The organism is Prescottella soli, assembly GCF_040024445.1.
Lineage (GTDB): Bacteria > Actinomycetota > Actinomycetes > Mycobacteriales > Mycobacteriaceae > Prescottella > Prescottella soli.
In genome coordinates, this window is record NZ_CP157276.1 from 2,450,792 (window position 1) to 2,477,487 (window position 26,696).

23 protein-coding genes and 1 pseudogene are annotated in these 26,696 nt (G+C 69.0%); 9 read left to right on the top strand and 15 right to left on the bottom strand.

The genetic code is table 11. The features are described 5' to 3' along the window. Nucleotides 1-91 precede the first annotated feature (91 nt). The 5 genes from ABI214_RS11545 to ABI214_RS11565 all read left to right on the top strand — a co-directional run bounded on the left by ABI214_RS11545 (nt 92) and on the right by ABI214_RS11565 (nt 5,766). Nucleotides 92-1,456, top strand: a complete 1,365-nt coding sequence (locus tag ABI214_RS11545; protein ID WP_348610384.1) for an MFS transporter — start codon at nt 92-94, stop codon at nt 1,454-1,456. Next, the gene (locus ABI214_RS11550) at nt 1,456-2,922 is read left to right on the top strand and encodes a pyridoxal phosphate-dependent decarboxylase family protein (protein WP_348610387.1); all 1,467 of its coding nucleotides are present in this window, start codon (nt 1,456-1,458) and stop codon (nt 2,920-2,922) included. Before ABI214_RS11545 ends, ABI214_RS11550 begins: the two co-directional genes overlap by 1 nt. Before the next feature lie 49 nt (nt 2,923-2,971). After that, nucleotides 2,972-3,976, top strand: coding sequence for an ABC transporter permease (locus ABI214_RS11555; RefSeq protein WP_348610389.1), 1,005 nt, complete (start codon nt 2,972-2,974; stop codon nt 3,974-3,976). Between the two features lie 200 nt (nt 3,977-4,176). Beyond that, nucleotides 4,177-4,488 carry an ArsR/SmtB family transcription factor gene (locus tag ABI214_RS11560; protein ID WP_348610391.1) on the top strand — a complete coding sequence of 104 codons (312 nt, stop codon included), beginning with the start codon at nt 4,177-4,179 and terminating at the stop codon, nt 4,486-4,488. Nucleotides 4,489-4,581: 93 nt separating this feature from the next. Next, nucleotides 4,582-5,766 carry an MFS transporter gene (locus tag ABI214_RS11565; RefSeq protein ID WP_348610394.1) on the top strand — a complete coding sequence of 395 codons (1,185 nt, stop codon included), beginning with the start codon at nt 4,582-4,584 and terminating at the stop codon, nt 5,764-5,766. Nucleotides 5,767-5,769: 3 nt separating this feature from the next. On the opposite strand, the gene ABI214_RS11570 is transcribed toward ABI214_RS11565, so the two are convergent. Together ABI214_RS11570 and ABI214_RS11575 are read right to left on the bottom strand one after the other, a co-directional pair. Further along, nucleotides 5,770-7,236, bottom strand: a complete 1,467-nt coding sequence (locus ABI214_RS11570) for a catalase (protein WP_348610397.1) — start codon at nt 7,234-7,236, stop codon at nt 5,770-5,772. Continuing rightward, a complete protein-coding gene (locus tag ABI214_RS11575) occupies nt 7,233-7,787 on the bottom strand; it encodes a Fur family transcriptional regulator (RefSeq protein WP_348610399.1) in 555 nt (184 codons plus the stop codon). Before ABI214_RS11575 ends, ABI214_RS11570 begins: the two co-directional genes overlap by 4 nt. Nucleotides 7,788-7,937: 150 nt before the next feature. Here ABI214_RS11575 and ABI214_RS11580 point away from each other — a divergent pair, with 150 nt between their 5' ends. Then, nucleotides 7,938-9,194, top strand: coding sequence for a hypothetical protein (locus ABI214_RS11580; protein WP_348610401.1), 1,257 nt, complete (start codon nt 7,938-7,940; stop codon nt 9,192-9,194). Nucleotides 9,195-9,261: 67 nt separating this feature from the next. On the opposite strand, the gene ABI214_RS11585 is transcribed toward ABI214_RS11580, so the two are convergent. After that, complete coding sequence (locus tag ABI214_RS11585) at nt 9,262-9,687, bottom strand: SRPBCC family protein (protein ID WP_348610404.1); 426 nt, start codon at nt 9,685-9,687, stop codon at nt 9,262-9,264. 47 nt (nt 9,688-9,734) lie between these two features. After that, complete coding sequence (locus tag ABI214_RS11590; RefSeq protein ID WP_348610407.1) at nt 9,735-10,364, bottom strand: TetR family transcriptional regulator; 630 nt, start codon at nt 10,362-10,364, stop codon at nt 9,735-9,737. A gap of 129 nt (nt 10,365-10,493) precedes the next feature. Between ABI214_RS11590 and ABI214_RS11595 the strand changes: the two genes are divergently transcribed. Continuing rightward, on the top strand, nt 10,494-11,270 hold the full coding sequence (locus tag ABI214_RS11595; RefSeq protein WP_348610410.1) for an SDR family oxidoreductase: 777 nt from the start codon (nt 10,494-10,496) through the stop codon (nt 11,268-11,270). A 43-nt stretch (nt 11,271-11,313) separates the two neighbouring features. Here the strand turns inward: ABI214_RS11595 and ABI214_RS11600 are convergent, their stop codons facing one another. The 3 genes from ABI214_RS11600 to ABI214_RS11610 form a co-directional block, all read right to left on the bottom strand. After that, a complete protein-coding gene (locus ABI214_RS11600; protein WP_348611540.1) occupies nt 11,314-12,189 on the bottom strand; it encodes a formylglycine-generating enzyme family protein in 876 nt (291 codons plus the stop codon). A 69-nt stretch (nt 12,190-12,258) separates the two neighbouring features. Further along, nucleotides 12,259-13,200 (bottom strand): HAD family hydrolase, encoded by a 942-nt coding sequence (locus ABI214_RS11605; protein WP_348610413.1) that lies wholly within the window; start codon nt 13,198-13,200, stop codon nt 12,259-12,261. Nucleotides 13,201-13,205: 5 nt separating this feature from the next. Further along, complete coding sequence (locus ABI214_RS11610; RefSeq protein ID WP_348610416.1) at nt 13,206-14,744, bottom strand: arylsulfatase; 1,539 nt, start codon at nt 14,742-14,744, stop codon at nt 13,206-13,208. Between the two features lie 260 nt (nt 14,745-15,004). Here ABI214_RS11610 and ABI214_RS11615 point away from each other — a divergent pair, with 260 nt between their 5' ends. Next, entirely contained in the window at nt 15,005-15,427 is a 423-nt protein-coding gene (locus ABI214_RS11615; protein WP_348610419.1) for a ubiquinol-cytochrome c reductase iron-sulfur subunit, read from the top strand. Between the two features lie 59 nt (nt 15,428-15,486). On the opposite strand, the gene ABI214_RS11620 is transcribed toward ABI214_RS11615, so the two are convergent. The 8 genes and pseudogenes from ABI214_RS11620 to ABI214_RS11655 all read right to left on the bottom strand — a co-directional run bounded on the left by ABI214_RS11620 (nt 15,487) and on the right by ABI214_RS11655 (nt 25,655). Continuing rightward, on the bottom strand, nt 15,487-16,110 hold the full coding sequence (locus ABI214_RS11620) for a class I SAM-dependent methyltransferase (protein ID WP_348610422.1): 624 nt from the start codon (nt 16,108-16,110) through the stop codon (nt 15,487-15,489). A gap of 97 nt (nt 16,111-16,207) precedes the next feature. Then, nucleotides 16,208-17,338 carry an amidohydrolase gene (locus ABI214_RS11625; RefSeq protein WP_348610425.1) on the bottom strand — a complete coding sequence of 377 codons (1,131 nt, stop codon included), beginning with the start codon at nt 17,336-17,338 and terminating at the stop codon, nt 16,208-16,210. 17 nt (nt 17,339-17,355) lie between these two features. Beyond that, nucleotides 17,356-19,215, bottom strand: a complete 1,860-nt coding sequence (locus ABI214_RS11630; RefSeq protein WP_348611543.1) for an alpha/beta hydrolase family protein — start codon at nt 19,213-19,215, stop codon at nt 17,356-17,358. A gap of 14 nt (nt 19,216-19,229) precedes the next feature. After that, nucleotides 19,230-21,014: an N-acetylglutaminylglutamine amidotransferase gene (locus ABI214_RS11635; protein WP_348610428.1), complete on the bottom strand. Its 1,785-nt coding sequence runs from the start codon at nt 21,012-21,014 to the stop codon at nt 19,230-19,232. 155 nt (nt 21,015-21,169) lie between these two features. After that, nucleotides 21,170-22,273: pseudogene (locus ABI214_RS11640) on the bottom strand (carboxylate-amine ligase); the annotation flags it as partial. A 169-nt stretch (nt 22,274-22,442) separates the two neighbouring features. Next, a complete protein-coding gene (locus ABI214_RS11645; protein ID WP_348610431.1) occupies nt 22,443-24,269 on the bottom strand; it encodes a multicopper oxidase family protein in 1,827 nt (608 codons plus the stop codon). Between the two features lie 91 nt (nt 24,270-24,360). Then, a complete protein-coding gene (locus ABI214_RS11650) occupies nt 24,361-24,912 on the bottom strand; it encodes a hypothetical protein (protein WP_348610434.1) in 552 nt (183 codons plus the stop codon). After that, nucleotides 24,843-25,655, bottom strand: a complete 813-nt coding sequence (locus ABI214_RS11655; RefSeq protein WP_348610437.1) for a chloride channel protein — start codon at nt 25,653-25,655, stop codon at nt 24,843-24,845. The genes ABI214_RS11650 and ABI214_RS11655 overlap by 70 nt, the downstream gene beginning before the upstream one ends. Before the next feature lie 141 nt (nt 25,656-25,796). Between ABI214_RS11655 and ABI214_RS11660 the strand changes: the two genes are divergently transcribed. Next, complete coding sequence (locus ABI214_RS11660; protein WP_348610440.1) at nt 25,797-26,693, top strand: hypothetical protein; 897 nt, start codon at nt 25,797-25,799, stop codon at nt 26,691-26,693. The last annotated feature ends 3 nt before the right edge of the window (nt 26,694-26,696 follow it).

The window sequence follows — 26,696 nt, forward strand, 5'->3', positions numbered from 1 at the left end:
ACCCCTCCGCGCAGACGCTAGCAACGACCACCGACACGCCCGTTCGACGGCCACGCCGGGCTGTCGCGGTGTTGCGGCCTAGATTGTCGCCATGACGAGCACCTCCGCACCCGCGGCGACACGGCTGAGCCCGGCGACGATCCGCGGCTACGCCCTGGGATCGGTCGGCACCGGCGGCTTCTCGACGCTTCCGGGACTGGTACTGGCGTACTACCTCACCGACACGCTGGGGGTGGCGGCCGCCGTCGCCACCTTCGTGGTGTTCGCGCCCAAGGCGCTCGACGTGGTGCTCAATCCCGCGATCGGCTCGCTCAGCGACTCGTGGGCGCGCCGGACCGGCAGCCGACGGCTGTTCCTCACGATCGGCGCCGCGCTGCTGCCGGTGTTCTTCGCCCTCACCTTCGCGGTGCCGGACGGCGTGGACGCGACGGCTGGCGCGGTGTGGGTCGCGGTCGCGTTCATCGCGTCGGCGGTGGCGTTCAGCCTCTTCCAGGTCCCCTACATCGCGATGCCGGCCGAACTCACCGACGACTACCACGAGCGGGCCCGGCTGATGGCGTGGCGCGTCGCCGTCCTCGGCGTCGCGATCCTGCTGTTCGGTGCCGGCGGTCCGGAACTGCGCGAACTCGGCGGGGGCGGGCGCTGGGGCTACCTCGTCATGGGCATCGTGGCCGGAGCGGTGCTGGGGCTCGGCATGTTTGCGGCGTCGCGCGTGGCACCGCGTCGTCCCCCGACGGAAGAGGTGCTCGGCGAGGGCGCGTCGTTCGCGGCATCGCTGCGTGTCGTCCGGTCCAGCCGGCCGTTCCGAACGCTGTTGACGGCGTCCGCGCTGCAGGCGTTCGCGACCGGCACGATGCTCGCCGCCGCGCAGTACGCCGCCACGTACGTGCTCGGCAACGAGCGGTCGGTGTCGTTCCTGTTCGCCGCGCTCGTGGGCCCCGCGGTCGCGGTGATGCCGCTGTGGTCGCGGCTGGTCCGCTCGTGGGGCAAGCGTCGCGCCTACCTGCTGGCGTCGAGCCTGTTCCTCGCCGCGAACATCGCGCTGCTGGGACTGCTGGTGGGCGTCGGATGGTGGGTGTACGCGGTGGTCGCGGTCGCCGGCGTCGGCTACGCGGGCATGCAGATGCTGGGCATGTCGATGCTGCCCGACGTCATCTCCGACCACGAGCGCAGCGAGGGCGGCACGGTGCGGGCCGGGGCGTTCAGCGGCGTGTGGACGGCGATGGAGACCATCGGCCTGGCGCTCGGTCCGGCGCTGGTCCTCGCAATCCTCGCGATCACCGGGTTCGTCTCGTCCACCGACGACCAGCACGCCGTCCAGTCCCAGACCGCGATCGACGGCATCGTCCTCGCCATCTCCGCGGCCCCCGCCATCCTCACCGCCCTCAGCATCGTCGCGCTGTCGCGATACCGACTCGCCGCCGAGGACGCCCACGCACAGAACGGAAGCCACTGATGCAGTTCCGCCACGACCCCGCCGACATCCTCGCGCGCCTGGAGGCGCTGCGCGCCACGGACGCCCCGACGTCCGGCGGACGCCTGCTGTCGTACGTGTACGACCCGGGCGTCGCCGAACTGTCCGACCTCGCGGGCGCGGCCGCGCTGCGGGCGCAGCCGCTGAACGGGTTGGATCCCACGGCGTTTCCGTCGATCGGGGCGATGGAACGCGACCTGGTCGCGCTCGGGCGCGAGGTCCTCGCGGGCGGCGATCCGGACGTCGTCGGCAGCGTCACCAGCGGTGGCACCGAGAGTTGCATGCTCGCGGTGAAGTCGGCGCGCGACAGGTGGCGGTCCCGCACCGGCGCCGAGCATCGTGCGACGCTGCTGATCGGCGCGACCGCGCACGCCGCGTTCCACAAGGCCGCCCAGCACCTGGACCTGCGACTCGAGGTGCTGCCCGTCGACCCGGTGACCGGACGGCTGCGCCCGCAGGACGTCGCCGACGCGCTGTCCCCCGACGTCGCGCTGGTGGTCGCGAGCGCGCCGTCGTACCCGCACGGGGCGCTCGATCCGATCGCCGCCATCGCGGAAGTCTGTGCGGCACAGGACGTCGCGCTGCACGTCGACGGGTGCATCGGTGGCTGGGTGCTGCCGTGGTGGCCCGGCGCGGAGGAGCGCCGCTGGGATCTGACCGTCCCCGGGGTGACCAGCCTGTCTGTGGATCTGCACAAGTACGGGTACGCCCCCAAGGGTGTCTCGCTGCTGCTGTTCCGCGACCGTGACCGGCACCGCGCGCACTGGTTCGCGACCACCCGCTGGCCCGGCTACGCCGTGGTGAACCCGACCCTGCTCGGGTCGCGGAGCGCGATGCCGATCGCGGCTGGGTGGGCGGTGACGCAGGCACTGGGCCCGAAGGGGTTCGGGGAGTTGGTAGAGCCGATGGCGCGTGCGACGGCCCGGATCCGAGAGGCGATCGAGCGCATCGAGGGCCTGCGTGTGGTCGGCGACCCGGTGGGTCCGCTGCTCGCGGTCGCGGCGGACGACACGGTGCCGGCCGACCGCCAGGTCGATCCGCACCGCTGGTCCGACGCCGCCGACGCCGACGGGTGGGCACTGCAGCCGCAGCCGCGGCACGTGCAGTCCGACGGCACCGTGCTGCCGCGGACCACGCACCTGACGATCACGCCGGTCACCGAGAGCGTGGTCGACGACCTGGTGGCCGCGCTCACGAAGGCCGCCGACCGCACCCGGGGTGTCCCCGGGGCGAGCGCACCGGCCGAGTTCGTCGCGGCCGCCGCCCACATCGACCCGGCGGACCTGACGAGCGAGATCAGCGCGGGTGTCCTGGCGCTGGCCGGGCTGGACCCGAAGGCGGGGCTCGCCGGGCCGAAGGCCGACATCCTCGCCCTCGTCGAGGAGCTGCCGGCGCCCGTCGCCGAACGCCTGCTGATCGAGTTCCTCGCGCGGTTCCTCGAGCCCTGAAGCTGCGGAACCGCCACCACGGACGGCTCGACGTGGTCACACTCGAACTATGGCAGCGACGTCGACGCAGTCAACGAATGCCTCGGAACCGGACAATGGTTCGATCGCACGCGGCACCGTCGTCCCCGCGGTGGTCGGGCTGCTGATCGGCGCGATCTTCGCCGCGGTGTTCCTCGCGGCGTTCCACGATCCGAAACCACACGAACTACCGGTGGCGGTCGTGGGCCCGCCACCGGTCGTGGCCGCGGTCGCGGCGCAGTCGGCGGCGGGCGGCGACGCCTTCGACGTACGCCCGTACGACTCCGCCGAGGTGGCGCGCGACGCGGTCAGGACGCACGAGGTGTTCGGGGCCTTCGTGGCCGGGACCCCGACGGCGGAGCTGATCCTCGCCGGCGCGAACGGGCCACCGGTCACCGAACTGCTCACGCGTGCGTTCGGCGCGACAGCCGGGGCGACCGGCGCGACGCTGACGGTGACCGACGTCGCCCCGTTGGCGGCGGGTGACTCGCGCGGATTGTCGGTGTTCTACGCCGCGTTCGGCGTGGTGCTCGCCGGGTTCCTCTTCGGCCTGACGAGCATGCTGGCCGGCCCGCGCCTGCCCGCGGGCTGGCGTGCCCTCAGCGCGGTGGTCTTCGCGTTCCTGGTGAGCATCGTCGTCGCCTGGCTGGTCGGGCCGGTCTTCGGGGCCTTGCCCGCGTCGTTCCTCATGACCGGCACGCTCGTCGGCCTGCTCGCTCTGGCCGTCGGTGTCACGACGGCGGCCTTGCTCAAATTGTTAGGGCCTGCCGGGATTTTCGTCGCCGCCGTGGTCCTGCTCGTGTTCGGAAACGCGACCAGCACCGGCATCCTGCCTGCGCAGTTCCTTCCGGGATGGTTGGAGCCTCTCACCGGCATCCTGCCTGTCGGCGTCACTGTTCGCGCCCTGCGCGGCGCCGCGTACTTCGACAACGACGGCGTCGCGGCCGGCATCGCCATCCTCGAAGCCTGGATCTTCGGCGCTGTGATCGTGTACGGGATCGCCTCCGTTGTTCAACGCCGACGGCGGGGAGCATGATAGAGGCAGGACCCGACACGGGAGGCGGTTATGGACACTCTGCTTCTGTGGCTGGCTGCGACCCTCATCTACTGGTGGGGCTTGATTCCCTGATCGCACCGCCGCTGCGTGCGAGCGCCCGACACATCGGTTTGACATATTACGACAAATCTAAAAATATAGATTTGTCGTCATCGAGAACCCGCCGAAGCAAGGAAACCGTGGACCCGCTCACCGTGCACAAGGCACTCGCGAACCCCGCACGCCTCGAGTTTCTGCGCTGGCTGAAGGATCCGGCACGATTCTTCGACGAGAGCACCTACCTCGAACAGGGCCTGGGGTTTCACATCGGCGTCTGCGTCGGCGACATCCAGTCCCGGTGCGGATTGTCCCAGTCCGTCGTCTCCAGCTACCTGCAGACGTTGCGGGACGCGGGACTGCTCGAGTCCGAGCGAATCGGCAAGTGGACGTACTACCGCCGCAACGAGCGGGCCATCGCCGAGTACGCGGCATACGTGCGCGACACGCTCTGAGCGCGCGTCCCCGCCCGGGTTCGCCACGTCCTATTACATCTACAAAACGCGATATGTGGATCGGTATACCGGTCCTACGCACGAAAGCTGGTCATGACAAGAAGTTCAGTGTCCCTGTCGCTGCTCGCCTTGGGCGTGTTCAGCATCATCACGACGGAGATGGGTGTAGTCGGCGTGCTGCCGCAGGTCGCGGACCGGCTGGGCGTGAGCACGTCGACGGCGGGTCTGCTCGTCGGCGTGTTCGCGCTCGTCGTGGCGGCCTGCGGGCCGTTCATGACGCTCGCCGCGTCCCGGATCGACCGCCGGACCGTCCTCGCAGCGACCATGGGCGTCTTCGCGATCTCGAACGCGGTGTACGCGGTGACCACGAGCTTCCCGGTGATGCTGGTGTTCCGCATCCTTCCGGCGCTCTTCCATCCGGTCTTCTTCTCGGTCGCCCTGACAGCGGCCGTCCGGTTGAACCCGGGCACCGATCCGGCCCGGGCCGCGGCACGCGTGTTCGCCGGTGTCACAGCTGGTTTCGCATTCGGCGTGCCGCTGACGTCGTACGTCGGCGGGCATCTCGATCTCGCCGCCGCGTTCTGGATCGCCGCCGCCATCGACGTGGTCGCGCTCGTCGGCATCGTGTCCGTCGTGCCCCGGATGCCCGCCGACGAACGGCTCTCCTACCGGGACCAGCTGAGCGTGTTGCGCAGCCGCGACCTGTGGCTGTCGATCGCGTCCGTCGTGTTTCTGTTCGCCGCGATGTTCTCCGTCTACGGCTTCTTCGCCGAGTACCTGAGCGATGTCACCGGCATGAACGAAACATGGCTCAGTGCAATGCTTCTCGTTTTCGGTGTCGTGATGATCTTCGGCAATTTCGGGTTCGCGGCGCTGCTGCGTGCCAGTGTCGTCCGCACGGTGGTAGCGTTCCCCGTCCTGCTGGCGGTGGTGTTCGCCGCGGCCTTCGCGGTCGGCGGGCAGTTCGCACCGATGGTCGTGGTCGTCGCGATCTGGGCGGCGGTCCACTCCGGCGGCCTCATCGTGGGCCAGACGTGGCTGGGTCGCGACGCCCACGACGCTCCCGAATTCGGCAACGCCCTGTTCGTCTCGTTCTCGAACCTGGGAATCACCTTGGGCACCACCGTCGGTGGCTGGACACTTGCGACGGCCGGCACCCACGCGCTGCCGTGGACGGGTGTGGTGTTCGCAGTGGTCGCGCTCGTGCTCGTCGGGGCGCGTCTGGCAGCGGGAACGCGCGACGCCCGACCGGGCGAACCCAGCCGGGCGTCGGCGTGAATCTCACTTCGATGCCGCGCGCACGCCTTCCTCGATCTTCTTGCCGAGTTCGGCGTCCACGTTCTTCCAGTACTCGAAGACGCGGCCGAGCACCGGCTCGCGCACGCCGCCGAGGACGTGGCCGACGATGTTGCTCACCAGACGCTCGCGGGCGGCGTCGTCGAGCACCTCGCGGACCAGGGTTCCGGCCTGTGTGAAGTCGCCGTCCTCCGGGTGCTGGATGTACCCGGCGCGCACCGCCTGACCGTCGAACGCCCACAGGCCCTCGTCACCGGCGGCCGACGGGTCGGCGTGCGGCCCGCCGAACGAGTTGGGCGCGTACACCGGGGTGTCGGCGGTGTTGAACGTGTACCGCATCGCGCCCTCCTTGGAGTAGGAGTTCACGGGCGCCTTGGGCGCGTTCACCGGCAGGTCCGCGTAGTTGGTGCCGATCCGGTAGCGGTGCGCGTCCGCGTACGAGAAGACGCGGCCCAGCAGCATCTTGTCGGGGCTGAATCCGATGCCGGGCACCACGTTCGACGGCTCGAACGACGCCTGCTCGATCTGCGCGAAGAAGTTCTCCGGGTTGCGATTGAGCGTCCACTTGCCGACCTCGATCAGCGGGTAGTCCTTCTGCGACCACACCTTCGTCAGGTCGAACGGGTTGAAGCGGTAGCCCTCCGCGTCGGCGACCGGCATGATCTGCACGTTCATCGTCCAGCTGGGGAACTCGCCGCGCTCGATCGCGTTGTACAGATCGGCCCGGTGGTAGTCGGGATCCGAGCCGGCGAGTGTGTCGGCTTCGGCCTGGGTGAGGAACTCGATGCCCTGGTCGGTCTTGAAGTGGTACTTGACCCAGAAGCGCTCACCGGCCGCGTTCACCCACTGGTAGGTGTGCGATCCGAACCCGTCCATGTGCCGCCACGACTTCGGGATGCCGCGGTCACCCATCAGCCACGTCACCTGGTGCGCGGTCTCCGGACGCAGGGTCCAGAAGTCCCACTGCATGTTGTGGTCGCGCAGACCCGATCCCGGCATGCGCTTCTGCGAGCGGATGAAGTCGGGGAACTTGATCGGATCCTTGATGAAGAAGATCGGCGTGTTGTTGCCGACGAGGTCGTAGTTGCCTTCCTCGGTGTAGAACTTCATCGCGAAACCGCGCGGGTCGCGCCACGTGTCGGGGCTGCCCTGCTCGCCGGCGACGGTGGAGAACCGCACCAGCGACTCCGTCTTCTTGCCGGGCTGCAGGAACTTCGCCTTGGTGTACTTGCTGACGTCGCCGGTGATGACCAACTCACCGAAAGCGCCGCCACCCTTGGCGTGCACGATGCGCTCGGGAACGCGCTCGCGGTTGAACTGCGCGAGCTTCTCGATCAGGTAGTGGTCGTGCAGAAGAATCGGGCCCTGCGTCCCCGCGGTCAGCGACTCGTCGTCGCTGCTGACGGGGATACCGAAGTTGTTCGTCGTCGGACGTGATTGTGCGGACGTCATTTTGCGAAGCCTCCTTGGCGCTGATGGGCTGTGGCTGTCTTCGAAGTGATCGACCCACCCGATCCGGGCACATCGTCTTGATTCTGTGAGCTGGTATCGGCCTGTGCCCCGGTTTTCGCCGAATCATTTCGGCAATCGGCACACAGACCCCAGAACACGACCTCGGCTTCGTCGATCTCGAAACCGTGGTTGTCCGAGGGCTCCAGGCAGGGAGCGTGGCCGACGACGCAGTCGACGTCGACGACCGTGCCGCACGAGCGGCACACCAGGTGGTGATGGTTGTCCGCGGTGCGGGTCTCGTACCGCGCCGGTGAGCCCGCGGGCTCGATCCGGCGCAACAACCCCACCCGGATGCAGGCCCCGAGCACGTCGTAGATCGCCTGGGTCGAGACCGACCCGAGCCGGCGACGTACCTCGGTGGCGATCGTGTCCGCGTCCGAATGCGGGTTGGCGGCAACCGTGTTCAGAACCGCAACGCGGGGAGCCGTGACCCGCAGACCCGCGTCCCGGAGCCGGGCGCGGGGGTCGAAGTCGTGCTCTCCTTGTTGCATGACCCCAGTATGCCGCTTTTCTGGAATAAGTCAAAAGAACGACTAGATCCAGATAAACCCGGCATCGGGGGCCCGCGGTACGCTCGCTCGAGGTAGCCCCGCGCCCGACGGCGTCGCCCGTCGGTTTTCCCGAGTGCGTGGGGTTCGACGATGACAACCACATCGGCCGATCGCACGCTCGCCGTGTTCGTGCCCGGATGGATCCTCGACGACCGTTCCCTCGCCCCGCCCACGGTGGGTGACCTCGTCGAAACGGTCCTCGCGTTCGACCCGGCACAATCTCCACCCGCGTCGTATGCGCAGACCTTCCGGGCCACCGCCCGTCCGGCGTACGGACGCATGCCCGGAAACGATCCAGAGACCGACCTCTGCTGGCTACACGAGGTGTCCGGCGACGGCTGGGCCGCCAAGTGGTGGGCGAACCGGCCGACGACCGGCCGGGTCGAGGTCCACGGAACCCTCGTCGCCGACCTCGCAGTGGGATCGGACAATCCCGTGCCGGTGCGCGGGCGCGTACGGCGGGTGCGATTGGTGAGTCAGCTACTCGAACGGTCGTCGACCGGCACCCGACTCGTCGGCGGTACCGAGCGCCTGACCGAGGTCGAGTCGACGCCGCACATCTTCTGGTCGAGTCAGGAGCCCAGATCGGAGGATGACCCGTACGTCTTGACGGGCGTTCTTGTCGACCTGGACCTCGACGACGTCCCCGCAACCGACTCCGAGTTCGTGGCGGGTGCGGTGTCGATTTCCGGAAGCGACGTGTGGGTGATGGACCGGTCCGATCCTGTTCTGCTGCACGTCGATACGGCGGTAACGCCGCCCAGTGTCGTCGAATACCTGCTGCCCCTCACCGTCGAACCGACGCACGAGCACTGGACCAGGACCGTCCACGCCGACGCGGACGGGTGCTGGATCACGTCCCGCCACGACGTGTTCCGCTGCGATCGCGACGAAGACGGGTCGTTGACCGTCGAGCGCGTGTGCACCGAAGGCGGGCGAAGCGTCGTCGCCGAGGGACGCCTCTACCTCTTCGGCCCCACCGAACCGATCATGCTCGACGATCGTCGGTACGGGACGGTGCGCGTCGACCCACCGCCCCATCCCGTCCGGGTGCTCGACGACGCGCGCCGGCTGAGCGCGGTCGACGATCCGGCCACCGTCGCGCGGGTGCGGGCCGCCGCCCGTCGGGCCGACGTCGCCCGCGGCACCGACGGTACGGAGTGGATCGCTCACGGTAGGCTCACAGCCCGATCCCCGAGTGGCACAGTCGAATCGGTAAATCTCGACGCCCGCACCCGGGGCCGGGTCCGGTGGATCCGGCCCGATCCGTTCGCAGACCCTGCCAACGCGGGGCTCGTCCCGTATCTGCGGATGCCGACGCCCGCTTCCGACACAACCCCCGAGTGACAGCTGAAGGGTCCCTTCGTGCGCTGTCAACGCGCGAGGGGACCCTTCAACTCTTTGCCGGGGTAGATCAGGCGAAGTGCGCCTGCACCGCCTGCAGTCCCGCGACGTAGACGCCGTCACCGAAGATCTGCTCCACGGTGGCGACCGCGTCATCCTCGGACTTGTACTCTGCGCTCCAACGGATCTCGGACTTGCCGCCCTGCGGGATCACGGCGAGTGTGGCGACGTAGTCGCTGATGGGCAGCATCGGATCGAGCACCTCGTAGCTGTAGCTGCGCGCCTCGGGATCGCGGGCGACGAGGAGTTCACGGGCGACGACGCGCCCGTCCACCGAGAACGTGCGGATCGAGCCGACCTGCGTCGGATCGCCCTCGAGTTCGGCCGGCGGGACGCTGGGATGCCACGCACCGAGGCCATCGAAGTCGCCGATGTGGGACCAGACGCTGTCCGCGTCGGCCGCGACGACGATGCTGCGTACGAGTGACCGAGCCATGTGAATCTCCGTTTCTGCTGTCGAGCTTCTTCCGATGGGGTTGGGGGTCAAACGTTTCGGGGCGACCGGTCGATGTCCAGGCGCAGGACGGACAGCGCGGACGCCGCCAGTTCGCCGACATCGACCGGACCGGCGGGGTCATCCGGGTCACAGGTCACCCAGTACTCGAGCGCGACGGTGAGCGCGCCGAGCAACATGTGCGACAACAGCCGAGCCTCGATATCCGCCGGATCCAGGCCCGCCCGCTCGGCGAGGTGAGGCCGCACATCGTCGGCGAGGTCGTGCGCCGCCACCATCCACCGGGCCCGGATGCCGGGCACCGACGTCATGATGACGAAGAGATCGCGGGTGGAGACGAATTCGGCGTATCGGTCCTGGCGTAGGCACTCGACGAACGCCTCGTGCACCGAGGTGGCCACGGACTCGTCGACGGGTCGGCCGGCGAGGTACTCCGCGAAGTCCCGGATGCCGGAGGTGAGCACCGGCGTGAGGGTGTCCTCCTTGGCCTCGCAGTGCCGGTAGAACGTGCGCACCGAGATCCCGGCGCCCGCCGCGATGTCCTCGACCGACGTCGCGTCGAAGCCGTCGGCGATGAACAGTTTCGCGGCGGCCGCCGCGATGTCCATGCGCACCGCGTCGCGCCGACGCTCGGCCAATCCACGCTGGTCGCGCTCCACGAATCACCTCCGAATGTGTCTTGACGCACACTAGCAGCGTGTCACAAACTGGCAACCTGGCACAGATTGGCACCCAAGCGCCGAGGAGGCCGCTCACGCCCGGCCTTCCCCGAGACGAAAGGGCAGGACATGACCCGTACATTCCTCGTCACCGGCAGCGCCTCGGGAATCGGCGCCGCGACCGCCACGTACCTGCGCAACCAGGGCGTCCGCGTCGTCGGCGCCGATCTGCGCGACGCCGACATCACCGCGGACCTCGCCACCGAGGCGGGCCGCACGGCGCTCGTCGACCAGGCCCGCGACCTCACCGACGGACGACTCGACGGCGTCGTCGCGTGCGCCGGTGTCGCCCTGTTCGATCCGCTGACGATCAAGGTCAACTACTTCGGCGCGGTCGCCACCCTCGAGGGTCTGCGTCCGCTCCTCGCGGCCGGGACCGATCCGCGGGCCGTGGTCATCTCGTCCGTCGCGTCACTGCACCCGTCCGATCCGGCGATCGTCGACGCCGCACTGGCCGGCGACGAGGCGGCCGCCGTGGACGCGGCGGCCGCGGCGGTGGCGCAGGGAGACGGCGCGCAGGTCTATGCCTCGTCGAAGGTCGCGATCGCGCGATGGGTTCGCCGCGCCGCGATCACGCCCGAGTGGGCCGGTGCCGGAATCCCGCTCAACGCCATCGCCCCCGGCACCATCGTCACGCCGATGATCCAGGCGATGCTGGACACCGACGCCGGACGTCAGGCCATCGACGGCGCCGTCCCGATGCCGCTGCACGGCCACGCCCGCCCCGACCAGGTCGCCCCGCTACTGGCCTGGCTCACCTCGCCCGAGAACACACACGTCACCGGACAGGTGGTGTTCGTCGACGGCGGCGCCGACGCCGTCCTGCGCGGCGACCGGACCTGGTAGCGCGGCGACACCGCACCGACCGGCCCGACGATCCGCGCCCGGGTTACACAGAGTCGGTGACGCAGCGAAAACCGATGTGGCTCATGCCGGTGTCGATCATCTGCGGCCTCCGCGCGGCCGGGCGGTAGCGGCGGCAGTAGCTGTCGGCACAGAGGAACGAGCCGCCCTTGATGACCTTGCGGGGCACCCGGAACTGCGGTTGCCGGGGGTCGAAGCTGTCCGCGATCCCCGGACCGCGCGGGTTCCGCGGTACGCAGCACGACGACTGCCCACCGCTGTGGCCTTCGGCGTACCAGTCGTCGGTCCATTCCCACACGTTGCCCGCCATGTCGTACAGGCCGTACGGGTTCGGCGGGTAGGACGCCACCGCAGCGGTGGTGCCGTATCCGCGGTCGGCGCGCCAGGGGAAGTCCCCGTGCCAGAAGTTCGCGAGTCGCTGACCGGCCGATTCCGCACGGTCACCCCAGGTGAACTCGGCCTGGTCGAGGCCGCCTCGCGCCGCCGCTTCCCACTGCGCCTCGGTGGGCAGCGCCCGGCCGGCCCACACGGCGTACGCCTGGGCGTCCTCGTGCGCGACATGGACCACGGGATGGTCTTCGCGGCCGTCGAGCGTGGACGCGGGTCCGTCCGGACGCCGCCACGACGCCCCGGGCGTCCACCGCCACCATTGGCTGAGATGTCGAAGATCCACCGGCCCACTGGTTCTGACGAACACCATCGATCCGGGAACGAGGTTCTCGGCGGGCGCCCCCGGATACTCCGCGGGATCGAGCGGGCGCTCGGCCACGGTCACGTATCCGGTGTCGGCGACGAAGCGCGCGTACTGCGCGTTGGTCACCTGTCGAGTCTCGATGGCGAACGCGTCGACCGCCACGCGGTGCGCCGGACCCTCCTCCGCGTAGTGACGGTCCGAGCCCATCGTGAAGGTCTGGGCGGGGACCTGGCTGATCTCGGTGGCGACGACGGTGTCCACAGGACCCCTTCCTACTCAGGCGGTGTCGGGACCGAACACCTCGTGCCAGTCATTCTTCATGCTCACCACCGTCCAGTCGTTGCGACGCGCGTGATCGAGCGCGTCCTCCGCCCCGGCGACGTAGTCGAACTCCCGGTCGCCGTCGTCGTGGTGGATCAACAACCGCAGTGCCGGCGCGCCGGCCAGTTCGGAGAACGCGAGCATCGGAAGGTCGCCGTTGGAGTTGCCGACCGACAGGATCGGGCGCCGACCGATCCGGCTCCAGATCCGCACCGGCTTCTCCGGGCCGTCGTCGAAGAAGTCCATCGCGGCCTTGTAGAGCAGGTCGGTCGTGCCCTCACCCTCCCGGTAGGAGAGACCGAGGGCGCTGCCGATGATGCGTTCCGGCGGCACCCCGTACAGTTCCCCGGCGATCGGGCGCATGAAGTCCCGATCGCCGCCCGAGGCGATGTAGGTGGTGAACCCGTTCGCCTCCAGATAGCGCAGCAACTCGACCATCGGCGTGTACCCGCAGCCCCGGTACGGTCGGGCCAGTGTCGGATGATCCGCAGCGCCGAAGAAGCCGGTCACACGGGCGTCGTACTCCTCGACGGTCACCTCGCCGAAGGCCCGAGTGATCGCCCCCATCAACAGCTTCAGATCCCCGTCGTCGCCGTGATAGTGCTTCACCATGGCGGCGCCGAGCCAGTGCGTGTCGTTCTCGTACGCCGCCTTCCACGGCTGCTGCGACCTCAGCGACGGATCGCGCCTCGCCATGTCGCCCAGCCGTCGGATCGTGAAATCCAGCTGGATGGGCATCGGCTGCTCGCACCACAGCGTGCCGTCGTTGTCGAACACCGCGACTCGCGCCGCGGGTTCGACGTAGTCGGGTCCACCCTCCCCGGTCACTCTGTCGACGAAATCGACTATGGCGGATCTGGTTTCCCCGTCCACCCACGACTCCAGTGTGTCGGACACGGCGATCAGTCCCGAGCGAGGAAGGCGTGCAGCTTCTTCACTGCATGGTCGATCGTGAAGGTGGCCGGCTCCTGCCGCGGCGGGAACTCCTTGAACGTGTCGAGGAAGGCGGTACCGATCGCCGTGCCGTAGAAGACGATGTAGTCGTGGTCGAGGAACCAGTCCCAGTACGTGTTCGACGTCGAATCGGCCCGCTCGTACGGGTCGGTGCGAAGGTTGAACAGCTTCGGGACCCGCAGTTCCGTGAACGGCTCCGCCCAGATCCCCAGCGTGCCCGTCGCCCGCTGCTCCATGAAGACGATCTTCCAGTTCTCGAACCGCACGCCCAGCACATCGCAGTCGTCGGAGAAATAGACCATGCCGCGGCGCGGACTCCTGTCCACCTCCCCGGTGAGGTACGGCAGCAGGTTGTAGCCGTCGATGTGGACCTTGAACGTCTTGTCCCCGACGGCATGTCCTTGCTTCAGCTTGTCGACGACGTCCGTGTCACCGGCCGCCGCGAGGAACGTGGGCAGCCAGTCGTGATGTTGGACGATGTCGTTGGAGATTGCCCCCGCGGGGATCCTGCCGGGCCACCGGATCACCTGCGGAACCCGGAATGCGCCTTCCCAGTTGGTGTCCTTCTCACTGCGGAAGGGTGTGGTCGCGCCGTCCGGCCACGTGTTGGCGTGCGGGCCGTTGTCGGTGCTGTAGATGACGATCGTGTCCTCGGCGAGGCCCAGTTCGTCGAGGACGTCGAGGACCTGGCCGACGTTCTTGTCGTGGTCGATCATCGTGTCGTGGTACGGCGACTGCCAGATGCCCGACTGCCCCAGGCTTTCCGGCTTGGTGTGCGTGCGCAGGTGCATGTGGGTGAAATTCACCCACATGAAGAACGGTGTGTCCGCTGCGTGCTGGCGGCGGACGAAGTCGACAGCCGCATCGGCGATCTCGTCGTCGATGGTCTCCATCCGCTTCTTGGTCAGCGGACCGGTGTCCTCGATCTTCTGCCGTCCCACGCGGCCGAACTTCGGGTCCTCGGTGGGATCGTCCTCTTCGGTGGCCCAGGAGCGAATGACCCCGCGGGGCCTCTGGAGGTTGTACAGGCGGGGGTACAGCTTCGCGTCGGGATAGTCCGGGAGTTCCGGCTCTTCCTCGGCGTTGAGGTGGTAGAGGTTGCCGAAGAACTCGTCGAACCCGTGCACGGTCGGCAGGTACTTGTTCAGGTCACCGAGATGGTTCTTGCCGAACTGTCCGGTCGCGTACCCGAGCGGCTTGATCAGCTCCGCGATGGTCGGGTCCTCCGCGGACAGGCCGATGTCGGCACCGGGCATCCCGACCTTGCTCATCCCCGTCCGGTACACGCTCTGACCCGTGATGAACGACGCGCGGCCCGCGGTGCAGCTCTGTTCCCCGTAGGAGTCGGTGAACTTCATGCCCTCGTCGGCGAGGCGGTCGATGTTCGGCGTCCGGTATCCCATGATCCCGTCGCTGTAGCAGCTGAGGTTGGTGATCCCGATGTCGTCTCCCCAGATCACCACGATGTTCGGCTTCGAATCCGGCATCACCAGTCTCCTCGTCCGTTCGGCACTGCGTGACCGTTCCCGAGGCCCGCATGTGGCGTGAAAATCGTCCTCGGGTCAGGATTCCCGGCAATACCCGGCGTCACATCACCCGTATCGGATGAACGGCGCAGCTGTGCGCTCTGACTCTTTCTCGCATCCAGGGATTCGGAATGATCCGCCGCGCTGGTAGTGTCCGGCGACGTTGGGGGGCGCTGGATGATCGTTACACAGCTCGTCGGCGGCCGAGTGTCGAAGTGAGGATGAAGTCCGTGAGTGATACCCGGACAGAGGTTCCGAGGCGCGCCTTCCTGATCACCGCTTGCGCGGCCTGCGGCCTCGCCGCTACTGCCTGCAGTTCAGGAACGAGTGGGGGCGACGCGAGCACGACCATCAGTGATCCGATCGAGGTACCCGCCTCCGACGTCCCCCTCGGGGGCGGGATTGTCCTGACTGCGAGCAAAGTCGTCGTCACGCAACCCGAGAGCGGCGTTTTCAAGGCCTTCTCCGCGGTCTGCACGCACCAGGGTTGCCTGGTGGTGGGAGTTCGGAACGGTGCTGTCGAGTGCCCGTGCCACAACAGCCGTTTCTCCGCAGCGGACGGCTCCGTCGTCCGAGGTCCGGCGCGGCAGCCACTTCAGCCTCGAACGGTCACAGCATCCGCCGACACTCTGACCATCACGTGATCGGCCGGCGCACCTCCCGGTGCGGCGCGACCATCATCGGTCCCGGACGGTATCGACGCTCAACCAGCAATGGGCTCTGCGACCCCGAGTGAGAGGGCGCCCATGATCTTCGGCGCACCCTTCTCGTAGAACGTGTCCAGGTCACGGATCTCGAAGCCTGCGGCTCGGATGAGGTCGGGAATCTCGCGCGTGATGTGGCAACCGCCGGCGACGACTTTCTGGATCGGCTCGAACCGGCGCTGCCAGCGCTGAACCTTCTCGTGTGGCGCGAGTCCGTGCTCGACGAAGTGGAGGGTTCCGCCGGGTTTCAGGACTCGCCGCACCTCGTTCAACGCGGCATGGACGTCGGGGATGGTGCACATCGTCCACGTGGACAGGGCGGTGTCGAAGATGTTGTCGGAGAACGGAAGTGACTGACCGTCGAGCCCCGATCGCTCGACGGGGACTCCGGCGTGAGCGAGACGTTCACGCGCCAACTTCCACGCTTCGTCGGCCGGTTCGACGGCGCTGACGGAATCGACGGCCTCCGGGTAGAAGGGGACGTTGAGGCCCGAACCGAACCCGATCTCGATCACGCGACCGTGAAGGCCCGCGCATACCCGCTTCCTCGACGCTTCGGTCAGCGAGTTCCCACACGAGACGTCCACCAGGTGCGGAACGATCCGATCCGTGTAGAACCCCAAAGTCGACCCCCTGCTCGCGCTGCGTTGACGCGACCCAGCATGGCATGCCGAATCGCTGGAATCGGTGGTTTCCGGACCGAACGGATCAAGTGTCGGACTACCCACCGTAGGCGAGGGCGAGCAGGGTGCGCACCCCGTGGACGAGGGCTCGCTCGTCCAGGTTGAAGTCCGGGGTGTGCAGGTCGTGTCGCGGACTGCGCCCGTCCCAGACTCCCAGGCGCGCCATGGCACCCGGGACGTGCTCGAGGTACCAGGCGAAGTCCTCACCGCCGCTCGACTGTCCCGCCTCGGCCAGGTTCTCGAGACCCACCACGGACTGGATCGCGGAGATCATCTCGCCGGTTGCCTCGGGGTCGTTGACCACCGGCGGCACGCCCTGCACATAGTCCAGTTGGTGTTCGACGCCGTAGGGCGCGAGCAGGTCTGCGACGGCGCGCCGCACCAGCGGCTCCACCGTGGCCCATGTCCGGTGCGACGCGCTGCGCAGGGTGCCCACCAGTTCCCCCGATTCCGGTATGGCGTTGCCGACCCGGCCGGCCTGGATCCGGCCCCAGGTCAGCACGGTGGCGGTGCGTGCATCGAGCCGGCGATCGAGCACCGACGCCAGCCCGGTGATCAGCACGGCCGCGGCGTGGATCAGATCGCCCGTCAGGTGCGGACGCGCCGAATGGCCGCCCGGGGACGACAGCCGCACCGTGAGCATGGCACCGGACGAGGTGATCGGGCCGGCCCGCGTGGCAAGTTTGCCGACCTCGAGTTGCGGCGCGCAGTGCAGGGCGAAGATCCGCGAGACGCCCTCGAGCGCGCCGGCGGCGACGACCCCGAGGGAGCCTCCCGGGGTGGTCTCCTCACCCGGCTGGAAGATCAACCGCACCCGCCGTGCGGGCGGATCGGCCGCGAGCACGGTCGCGGCCTCGAGAAGCATCGCGGTGTGCGCGTCGTGTCCGCACGCATGGCACACCCCCTCGACCCGCGAGGCGTACGGCAGCCCGGTGGTCTCCGTCAGCGGGAGCGCGTCGAGGTCGGCCCGCAACGCGACGCACGCCGGGGTGTCCGGGCCGACGTCGCACCACAGTCCGGTCCCCTCGGGCAGGACCACCGGGTCGAGTCCCAGCGCGTGCAGGTGATCGCGCACGAGCGCGGTCGTCCGGAACTCCGCGAAGGACAGTTCGGGGTGGGCGTGCAGATCCCGTCGCCAAGCGACGAGCCTGTCGTGGTCGACAATCATCCTTCCGGACACCCCCGTCAGATCGCCGACACCGGGGCCGGGGCCAGCCGGCTGGTCAGCCAGTTCACCATGGTCTTCGCGAGGGTGTGCCGGTTCTCCCGCTTGACGATGTCGTGACCCTCGTCGTCGAACAACAGGAGTTCGGCGACGCCGCCTCGGGCCTGTACGGACGCCACCACCTGTTCGGACTCGCTGACCGGCACGTTGGTGTCGTTGGCGCCGTGCACCACGAGGACGGATGCTTCGAGGGCGTCGACGCGATGGATCGGAGACAGTTCGGACAGCAGTTCCCGGTCGTGCTCCGGATGCCCGTACTTGGGATAGGCGGCGGCCGCGATCCACGGCTCGGTGTTGGCGTAGAAGGTCTCGAGGTTGCTCATACCGCAGATGGCGATGCCGGTGGCGAACAGGTCGGGATGGAACGTGAGTGCAGCCAACGTGAGGTACCCGCCGTACGAGTGCCCGGCGCACGCGATCCGTCCGGAGTCGGCGAGTCCGTTGTCGACGACGTAGCGCACGCAGTCCGCCACGTCGTCGATGCCGGCGAATCGGCCGTACCGCTCGTCGGCGTGCAGAAAGGTGCGGCCGAATCCGCCCGAGCCGCGCACATTCGGCGCGAAGACCGTGATGCCGGCCTCGACGAGGGCGGGAAAGTAGTCGCTGTACCCCGGGCGTTCCTGAAGCTCCGGTCCGCCGTGGAACCAGAGCATCACCGGACCGGGACCGTCCCCGGCCGCACGGTACAGCCACCCGGTCAGAGGTAACCCGTCGCGCGCGGTGAGCTCGGCGAGCATCGGGGCGTCGGCGCGGGCGATCCGGGTCCGCGCCGGTTCCACCGGACCCCACTCCCCCGTCCGCGGGTCGACGATCTCCACCGACGGCGGCATCCCGGGGCCCTGCACGGTGACCGCCAGCAACGAACCGTCGGCACTGATACTCAGCTCCGACGCGACCAGTCCCGGCAGCCGGATCGGCGAATCGAGCGTGCCGTCTGCGAGATGCAGGATCTGCAATTCGCTGAGCCCCTTGTAATTCCACAGCAGGGCAACGGTGCTGTGATCGTCGCTGACGATGAACTCGTCGAGTCCGCAGTTGTCCCGCTCGGCCAGAACCCGGTAGGAGACGCCTCGCTCGGAGGCGGCAACTCCCAGCAGCCGCGGGAACTCCGCACCGTTGTCGCTACGCACGAGCGCGCGGACGTACTTGTCCGGCTCGCCCTCGCTCGACGCCCACGGCGACCGGTGCTGGCCGAGCACGCCGAGGATGCGATGGTCGTCGAGGATGACTCCCGCGTCGGTGGTCGACCCGAAGTCGGACGGCAGCAGCGGAATCCGGCTGCCGTCGTCGCGGTGCAGCAGCAGTTCGCGGTGCCCGCGGGGGCCCACCCGCAGCAGCGCCGATCCGGCCCACGCGTCGACGAGGAAGCTGCCGACACGACGGTCCAGCACGACGGTGTCCTGCGTGCGTGGATCGACCAACCGCGCCTCCGCCACTCCGTCCTCGTCGGTTGCGGTGAGCGCCACCCGGTTCCCGTCCCATCCGATCAGCTCGGTCGAGACCGCGTGCCGCGACCCGACGAGGCGGGCCGAACGGTCCAGTGGGTCGGTTCGCACGACCCACACCTGGGTGCGGTTACCGCCGTGGGGAGCGACCTGGCACGCGAGCCACCGACTGTCCGCCGAATGCACGATCCGCGTGACCGGACCGGGCACGGGTAGCTCCACACGACGGTCCGTGCTGCCGTGCCGGCCCGACAGGAACCGCTGTACCGCCCAGGGGTAACCCCCGTCGTCTACGATGTGCGCGAATCCGGTCGCGTCCGGCGACACCGACGCACCGGATGTGAAGCGGATGTGTTGTCGGCCTTCCTGTTCCATCGGCCCCTCGGCAGTCACAACCGCTCCATCGCCTGCAGCCACATCTCCAGCAGGCCCACCTGCCACAGGGTGTTCACGCCGCGGGCGGTGCGGATGTCGTTGGGCGCGGAGAACAGCGCGTCGAGTGCCTCCGGCCGGTACATCCGTCGCTCGCGGGCGCTGCGGCTGCGCAGCGAGTCCCTGACGAGGTCGAGGACGTCGCCCTCGAGGTGCCGTATGCCGGGCACCGGGAAGTACCCCTTGGTCCGGTCGATCACCGCGTTCGGGAGCAGGCCACGACTGGCCTCCTTCAGCACGCCCTTGCCGTCGCCCGCCAGTTTGAGCTCCGACGGGCAGCTGGCCGCCAGCTCCACGAACTCGTGGTCGAGGAACGGCACCCGGGCCTCGAGCCCCCACGCCATGGTCATCGTGTCCACCCGCTTGACCGGATCCTCCACGAGCATCACCGTCGTGTCGAGCCTCAGCGCGGCGTCGACGGAGGTGTCGGCACCCGGCGCGCTGTGGTTCCGCACGATGAATTCCCAGCTGACGTCGTGATCGAGGCAGTAGTCGGGGTCGAGCAGGGCGGCGATGTCGTCGTGCGTGCGGTCTAGGTACACCTTGGCGTAGGCCTCGGCGGACTGTTCCCGCGCCACCCCGACCAGAGGGGGATACCAGTGGTAGCCGCCGAGGATCTCGTCGGCGCCCTGGCCGGACTGCACCACCTTGACGGACCTGCTGACCTCTTCCGACAGCAGAAAGAACGCCACGCAGTCGTGACTGAGCATCGGCTCGCTCATCGCCTCGACCGTCCTCGGCACCGCCGCCGGCAGTCGCGACGGATCGATGTGGATCTGCCGGTGATCGGTGCCGAACGTCCGCGCCACCAGGTCGGAGTAGAAGTACTCGTTTCCGGATTCGCCTCCGGCCGAGTCGAATCCGATACTGAACGTGGCCAGGTCCCGCTGCCCCTGTTCGGCCAGCAGGGCCACGAGCAGGCTGGAATCGATGCCACCCGAGAGCAGCACCCCCACGGGAACGTCGGCAACCATCCGTCGTGACACCGCCGTGCGCAGCGAGTCCATCAGCGCGCGCTGCCATTGCGCCGGCGTCCACGACGCCCGTTCGGGCGACGGCTCGAATCGCGGTTCCCAGTATTGTCTTTCGGTGGCCGTTCCGTCCGGCTGCACCACCCGGATCGTCGCCGGTGGCAGCTTGCGGACGCCCTCGAACATGGTGTGCGGCGCCGGTACGGCCGCGGCGAAGCTCAGATAGTGGTGCAGGGCCACGCGATCGATCGTGGTGTCGATGCCACCGCCGCGCAGCAGCGCCTGCACCGTCGAGGCGAACCGCAGCCGCCCCGGCTGCTCGGCGAAGTACAGGGGTTTGATCCCCAGCCGATCGCGAGCGAAAGTCACTACACCCGAATCGATCTCGTGTATCGCGAACGCGAACATGCCCTTGAACCGGTGGACACAGTCCGCGCCCCAGCGATGGAAGCTCTTGAGCACGACCTCGCTGTCCGCCGTCGAGAAGAACCGGTATCCCGCCCGCTGCAGCTCCGCGCGCAACTCCTTGTAGTTGTAGATGCAGCCGTTGAACACCAGCGACAACCGCAGTTCGCTGTCGACCATCGGCTGGCCGCCCCGCGCCGACAGGTCGATGATGCACAACCGGCGATGACCGAACGCCACCGACTGCTGGGCGTACGCGCCGGCCGAATCCGGCCCGCGTGTCACCATCGCGTCGGTCATCCGGGCCACCGCGGCCACGTCGGGCGTCGCGCCGTCGAAACGAACTTCACCGCATATGCCACACATGTTCGATAACTCCTCCTGGGCTGTCAGCGCCGGTCGCCCGTGGTGGCCGCGTCGTGCGGCCCGGTCACGGTCCAGGTGTCCTTACCGCCGCCGCCCCGCAACGAGTTCGTGATCGCGCTTCCGGCCGGCGCCGCGTCGTCGATACAGTCCTCGGGATCCAGGCGGCCGGCGGTCTCCGCCGCCAGCAGGTCCACGACGTCGGTCAGGCGCCCGCGCCGACTCAGGACCCGGCGCTGCCGTGCCGACGAGCTACCAACCCGCAGGGTGACGTCTGCCAGCTCGGAGACCACGTCCCAGTCGCCGGCGGACTCGAGGTGGGGTCGCAGCGACCGGATAAGACCGTCGACCACCTGCGGTGCAGGGCGCGGCGCCGCGGTCTCCACGTCGACCAGGTCGCCCTCGAGACCCGAACGCGCTGCCCGCCACATAGCCGCGCGAACGAGCGTGGGCGAGACCTGCAGCGCCGGACTTCCCTCGTGAAGAGCGACGGCCTCGCGGTCGACGAGGGCGCGGAACAACCCTGCGACGAGCGCGATCGTGTCCACCGACGGGCAACTGTCGCACACCCGCAGCTCGAGCGTCGGATACCGATCGGACGGCCGCAGGTCGAAGTAGACCATCCCGGGGCCGTTGATCACACCGGTCCCGACCAGGTCGTCGATCAGCTGGTCGTATTCCGCGGCAGAATTCACGGGCGCCGCGGGGCCGGTGGTGGGCCAGCGGGTCCACACCAGGGATCGCATACTCGCGTATCCGGTGTCGGTGCCGTCGGCCCAGAACGGTGAACTCGCGCTGAGGGCGAGGAAGATCGGCAGGTACGGGGCGGCTCGGTTGGCAATCTGCACGGCCTCGTCGCGGTCCGCCACGTCCACGTGGACCTGCGTACCGCAGATCAGCTGCTCGCGGGCGAGGAGCTGATAGTCAGCGAGCATGCGCCGATACCGTGGGGTCTCGGTCACCGCCATCTCGGCGGGCACCGAGAGGGGCACCGCCCCCGCGGCCACTACTCCTACGCCGAGTTCGGCGGCGGTGTCGACGAGGACTCGCCGCAGGTGGGTCAGGTCGGCGCGGAGATCGGCGAGGTCCGAGAACACCCCGCTGTTGACCTCCACGACGCAGCGCTGCAATTCCTCGACGTAAACGTCCCCGGGCAGTCGCTCGAGCAGTTCCGGTGCGCGTGTGACAAGTCGCCGGGTCGTCGCGTCGATGAGATGGAACTCCTCTTCGACGCCCAGCTTGCGTCCTTCATCGGTCGGCACGGCGGTCTACCTCGCGCGCCGCGAAGGTGTGGCATGCGTCGGGCTCATCCAGGGTCCCTTCTGTCCGGTCGGTTCGTGATCTGGCCTCTTCGGTTACCCCGGCGGTCAGGATTTCAACCGCGCCGCCCGATCGGTGGCCATCGCCCCGACGACGTCCGTGGTCGTTCGGTCACTGCGCGACGGTGCGGAAACCGAGCATCATGTCGTGGTCCTCGTGGTCGAGCATGTGGCAGTGCCACACGTAGCCCTGCAGCGGACCGGACGGGTCCGGCGCGCTCATCGCGTGCCCGGCGTGGTCTGCCGGCGGCGGGGCCGGTGCCGCACTCTGGCCGCCGAATGTCGCGTCGGGGTCGAACCCGAGCCGTTCCGCCGTCGGGAAGGCGACGACGATGCGGGTGATCGACTCCGGATCGGCCACCACGGTGTCCTTGAGTCCGGTCTCCCACGGCTCGGGCGGCACCAGCGGCGAGGTAGCGAACTCGTCGGCGGGTGGCGCCCACTTGGTTCCGATCGACGGCTGCGGGTACCGCTGCGTGTAGCGCGACACGTCGATGCTCTGGCGGCCGAGGACCCGAAAGTTGACCAGGTGCAGGTGAATCGGATGCGGCTCGGGCGCGACGTTGACGATGTTCCACAGTTCGACCGCGCCCTGCCGCGGCATCTCGATGTCGGGGTCGCCGAAGAGAAGATTGTTGAGCGACATCACCGTTCCGCCGGTCGACGGATCGATCAGCTGCATAACGGTGACGGTCCGCTGCACCTGCGGCGGCGGGATGGGCTCGAGGCCCGCGGGCTGTCGCGGGCCACCGCGCAGTGTCTCCGGCACTGCACCCGTGAAGCCCCGGCCGTCCGCAACCTTGAAGCGGCAGAACAGCGGCATCGCCCGAGCCCCGCGCTGGGACGCGGTGAGTGGCGGCGGCTCGTCGTTGCACAGTTCCACCGTCGAACCGGGCTCCAGCGCGGCGAAGTCGACCAGCAGGTCGACCCGCTCCCCTGGTGAAAGCCGCACCCGGGCCGACGGCACCGGCGCCGGCAGCATGCCGCCCTCCATGCCGAGGATCCAGAACCGCATCCGGTTGCCGAAGAACAGATTCCACACACTGAACGACGCGGCGTTGACGAGCCGCAGCCGGTACATCCCCCGCGCCACCTCGAGTTCGGGCCAGATCTTGCCGTTCACCACTCCGACGTCACCGGGGGTGCCGCCGTCCCACCGGCCTTGCGGCACCATCGGGGTTGCGCGGATGCTCTGCCGCCCGTCGGGGGTGAAGATCTTCTCCTGCAGGAGAAGCGGTATCTCGAACTCCCCCGAGGGCAGGCCCCACGCATTGCCACCTGTGCCCGTGTCGAACTGGTCGCGCAGCAGGAACATGCCTGCGAGCCCGGCGTAGACGTTGAGACGGGTGATACCCATCGCGTGGTCGTGGTACCACAGCTGGGTGCCCTCGTGGCTGTTCGGATACCGATGGACGTGCCCCTGACCCGGTCGCTGCAGGAACGCAGGGTGTCCGTCGTGCTCGGGCGGCGTCTCCGCGCCGTGCAGGTGCATCGACGTCGGCACCGACGTCCGGTCCTGCTCGGTGACACCGTGCAGTGTGGTGTCGAAGTCCGCGGCCAGCGGGTGGACACCGATCTCGTTGCGGTAGGCGACGATCAGCGGATCGCCGCTGTGCGCTTCGACCGTGGGTCCGAGGTAGTCCATGCCGCCGTACGCGAGGGCCGGCGACGGATCCAGGTCGCGGTGGAAGCGGTGGGTGGTGCTCGCGGCCCGCAGTTCGAGTTGTGGGCCGGTGAGCACCGGCAGCCGTGGCAGTTCGTCGACGAACGGCTCGAGCTTCGGCGACTCGAACAGCAGCGGGCGCGCCGGATCGATGTTGCCGAAGCCGCCGAGATCCTGCGCCCGCACCGAGGCGATCCCGGCCGCCCCGACACCGAGCGCCCCCGCGGTCCACGCGAGCCCGCAGTTGAACGCGCGCCTCGACATCCGTCCGCTCATGACACGTCACACTCCCCGTGGTCGCCCTACCGGAGCACGTCCGCCCGACGCTACGCCGGAACAGGCTGCCGCCCTGACGCTTTCGCCGGATCTACCCGGACACTCCGGGCGGTTCCGGGCGAGCCGGACGAATTGTCATGCCCGGGCGGCGCACGACCAGAAGCCATACCGGCAGCACCGCGACGCACAGCACCGGCAGCACCGTCACCGAGCCGACCATCGCGGCCGGGATGAAGATCCCGAGCCAGCAGCTGCGCACCGCCGCCACCACCGCGCCGAGGACGGCGCACGCGACCGCGAGTGTCACCGGCACCGACGGGACGAGGGCGTGCGCGATCAGGCCGGCGTTCACGCCGAGCACGGCCGACGCGATGACACGCCCGCCCCGGAAGCCGCTCGCGGCCGCGACGGCGAAGGCGGCGAGGCTGCACAACCCCACCACCGCGAGATGCGGAACCGACGTCTCCGGCGCCGTCGACACCAGCGACCGCATCGTCACGACGTCCTTGAACATGGCCTGCGGACCACCGAGCGCGCCGAGGACGCCCAGCACGACGCCACCCAGACCGGTCATCAGCACCGGGTTGCGGACGCGGTGGAACAGCCCGTGCAGGGCCCGGTACCCGTACACCGCGCCGAGCACGACCACCGCGGTGGCCGCGGCGATGCGGCGCCGCCGAGCACGTCGGGCAGCGTCGTCGACCATGATCCGGGCACGTCGATCGTCAGCACCGGCCGGCGGAGGACCGCCATCGTGACGGCGCCGGCGCCGGCCGCCACCAGCGGCGTGAAGACGACGTCCCACAGGTTGCCCCGCACCCGCCGCCCCGTCAGTTCGAGGTACGCGAGCGGCGCGGCGATCGGGGTCCCGAACTGGACACCGATCGTCGCCGCCGTCGCGAGCACGATTACGCGCTCCGAGGCGAACGCGGGCCGCAGCCGGGCGACGATCCACACCGCGAGCGCGGCATTGACGGAGATCAGCACGTTCTCGGGGCTGAGGCTCACTCCCGCACCCAGCGCGAGCACCATCGCCGCCAGCAGACTCGGCAACGCCGACAACGGGATCGGGGGCCCGATCAGGCCGGCCGTCGCCGAGTCGCGGCCACCGTGCCCGGGCGCCAGCCACACGATCGATCCGACGACGACGCCGGCCGTCGTCAGGACGGCCAGGATCCACCACCGGTCATCGCCGCCGAACCCGAAGGCGTGCGGGACACGCACGTACAGAACCTCGGCGACGAAGCGGACGGCCTCGAACACCGCGATCGGGATCGCGGCGGCAGCCACGCCCACGAGCACCGCCAGGACCGCCTCGCGCGCCATCGCACGGGCGTCGGGGTGCTCCACGTCCTTCAAGGGCGCCTCCGGCGGTCTCGACAGCACGCAACGTCACCGTACTGTGCTTGTGCCGGACTCGGCGGGATCACCCGATTCTCCTGTCCGGCACGATCGTCCGGTTCGCCTACGCTGTCTGCAGTCCATCGGGGCCCGACGCGTCGGGCCCCGCCGAACCGGAGGGGTGCCGTGCGGTCGTCCAAGTTCAACGTCGCGTTGGCACGCGAGGCGCTCGCCGCTCGGTCGGAGACCGCGCAAGGCTGGCTGCGCGGCACCGCGCCCGGCCGGACCGTGCAGCGCATGCTGTCGGGGATCGTCGATATCGACTGGGCGGACCGGTCGATGACGTTGGCGGCGCAGTCGTTCACGTCGGTGCTGCCCGTCGTGATCGTGGCGTCGACCGTCGGCAGCCGCGACACATTCACGGCGGGATTCTTCTCCCAGTTCGGCATCAACCTCGATTCCGTCGACGTGCCACCGGGAAGTTTCGAACCCACCGAACCGACGTTCGCCGCGTTCGGCATCATCGGCCTGCTCATGGTGGTGCTCAGTGGCACGTCCTTCGCCCGGGCGCTGGGCCGGATGTACGGCCGGGTGTGGCACGTGCCGACGCTGAAGATGTCCAGTTGGTGGCGGTGGGTCGCGGTCCTGCTGTCGGTGGCATCGTCCGCCGCACTGGTCGGGTTCACCGAGATCCTGCGCGACGTTCCGTACCTGGGCGGGTGCCTCGCCCTCGTCGCGCAGTTCGCGGTGTGGACGGGCCTGTGGTCCCTGGTGCCGTACCTACTCACCGAACGACGCCTGTCGCCCCGCGTGCTGTGGACCACCGGCGTGATCACCGCCGTCGGCCTGTCCGCGCTCGGCGTTGCCGGCGACATCGTCCTGCCGCGGACGGCGGCCGCCGCCGAGACCAAGTTCGGCGAGCTCGGCCTGGTGTTCACCGCGATCGGGTGGATGTTCGTCGCGTGCGTCATCATCGTCAGCGCCACCGTGATCACCAAGGCGCTCGCGCTGGACGAGGGGCCCGTCGGCCGGTACCTGCGCGGACCGGTGGAGCCACTCACAGAAACCTCCATGGTTCGCTGAAGG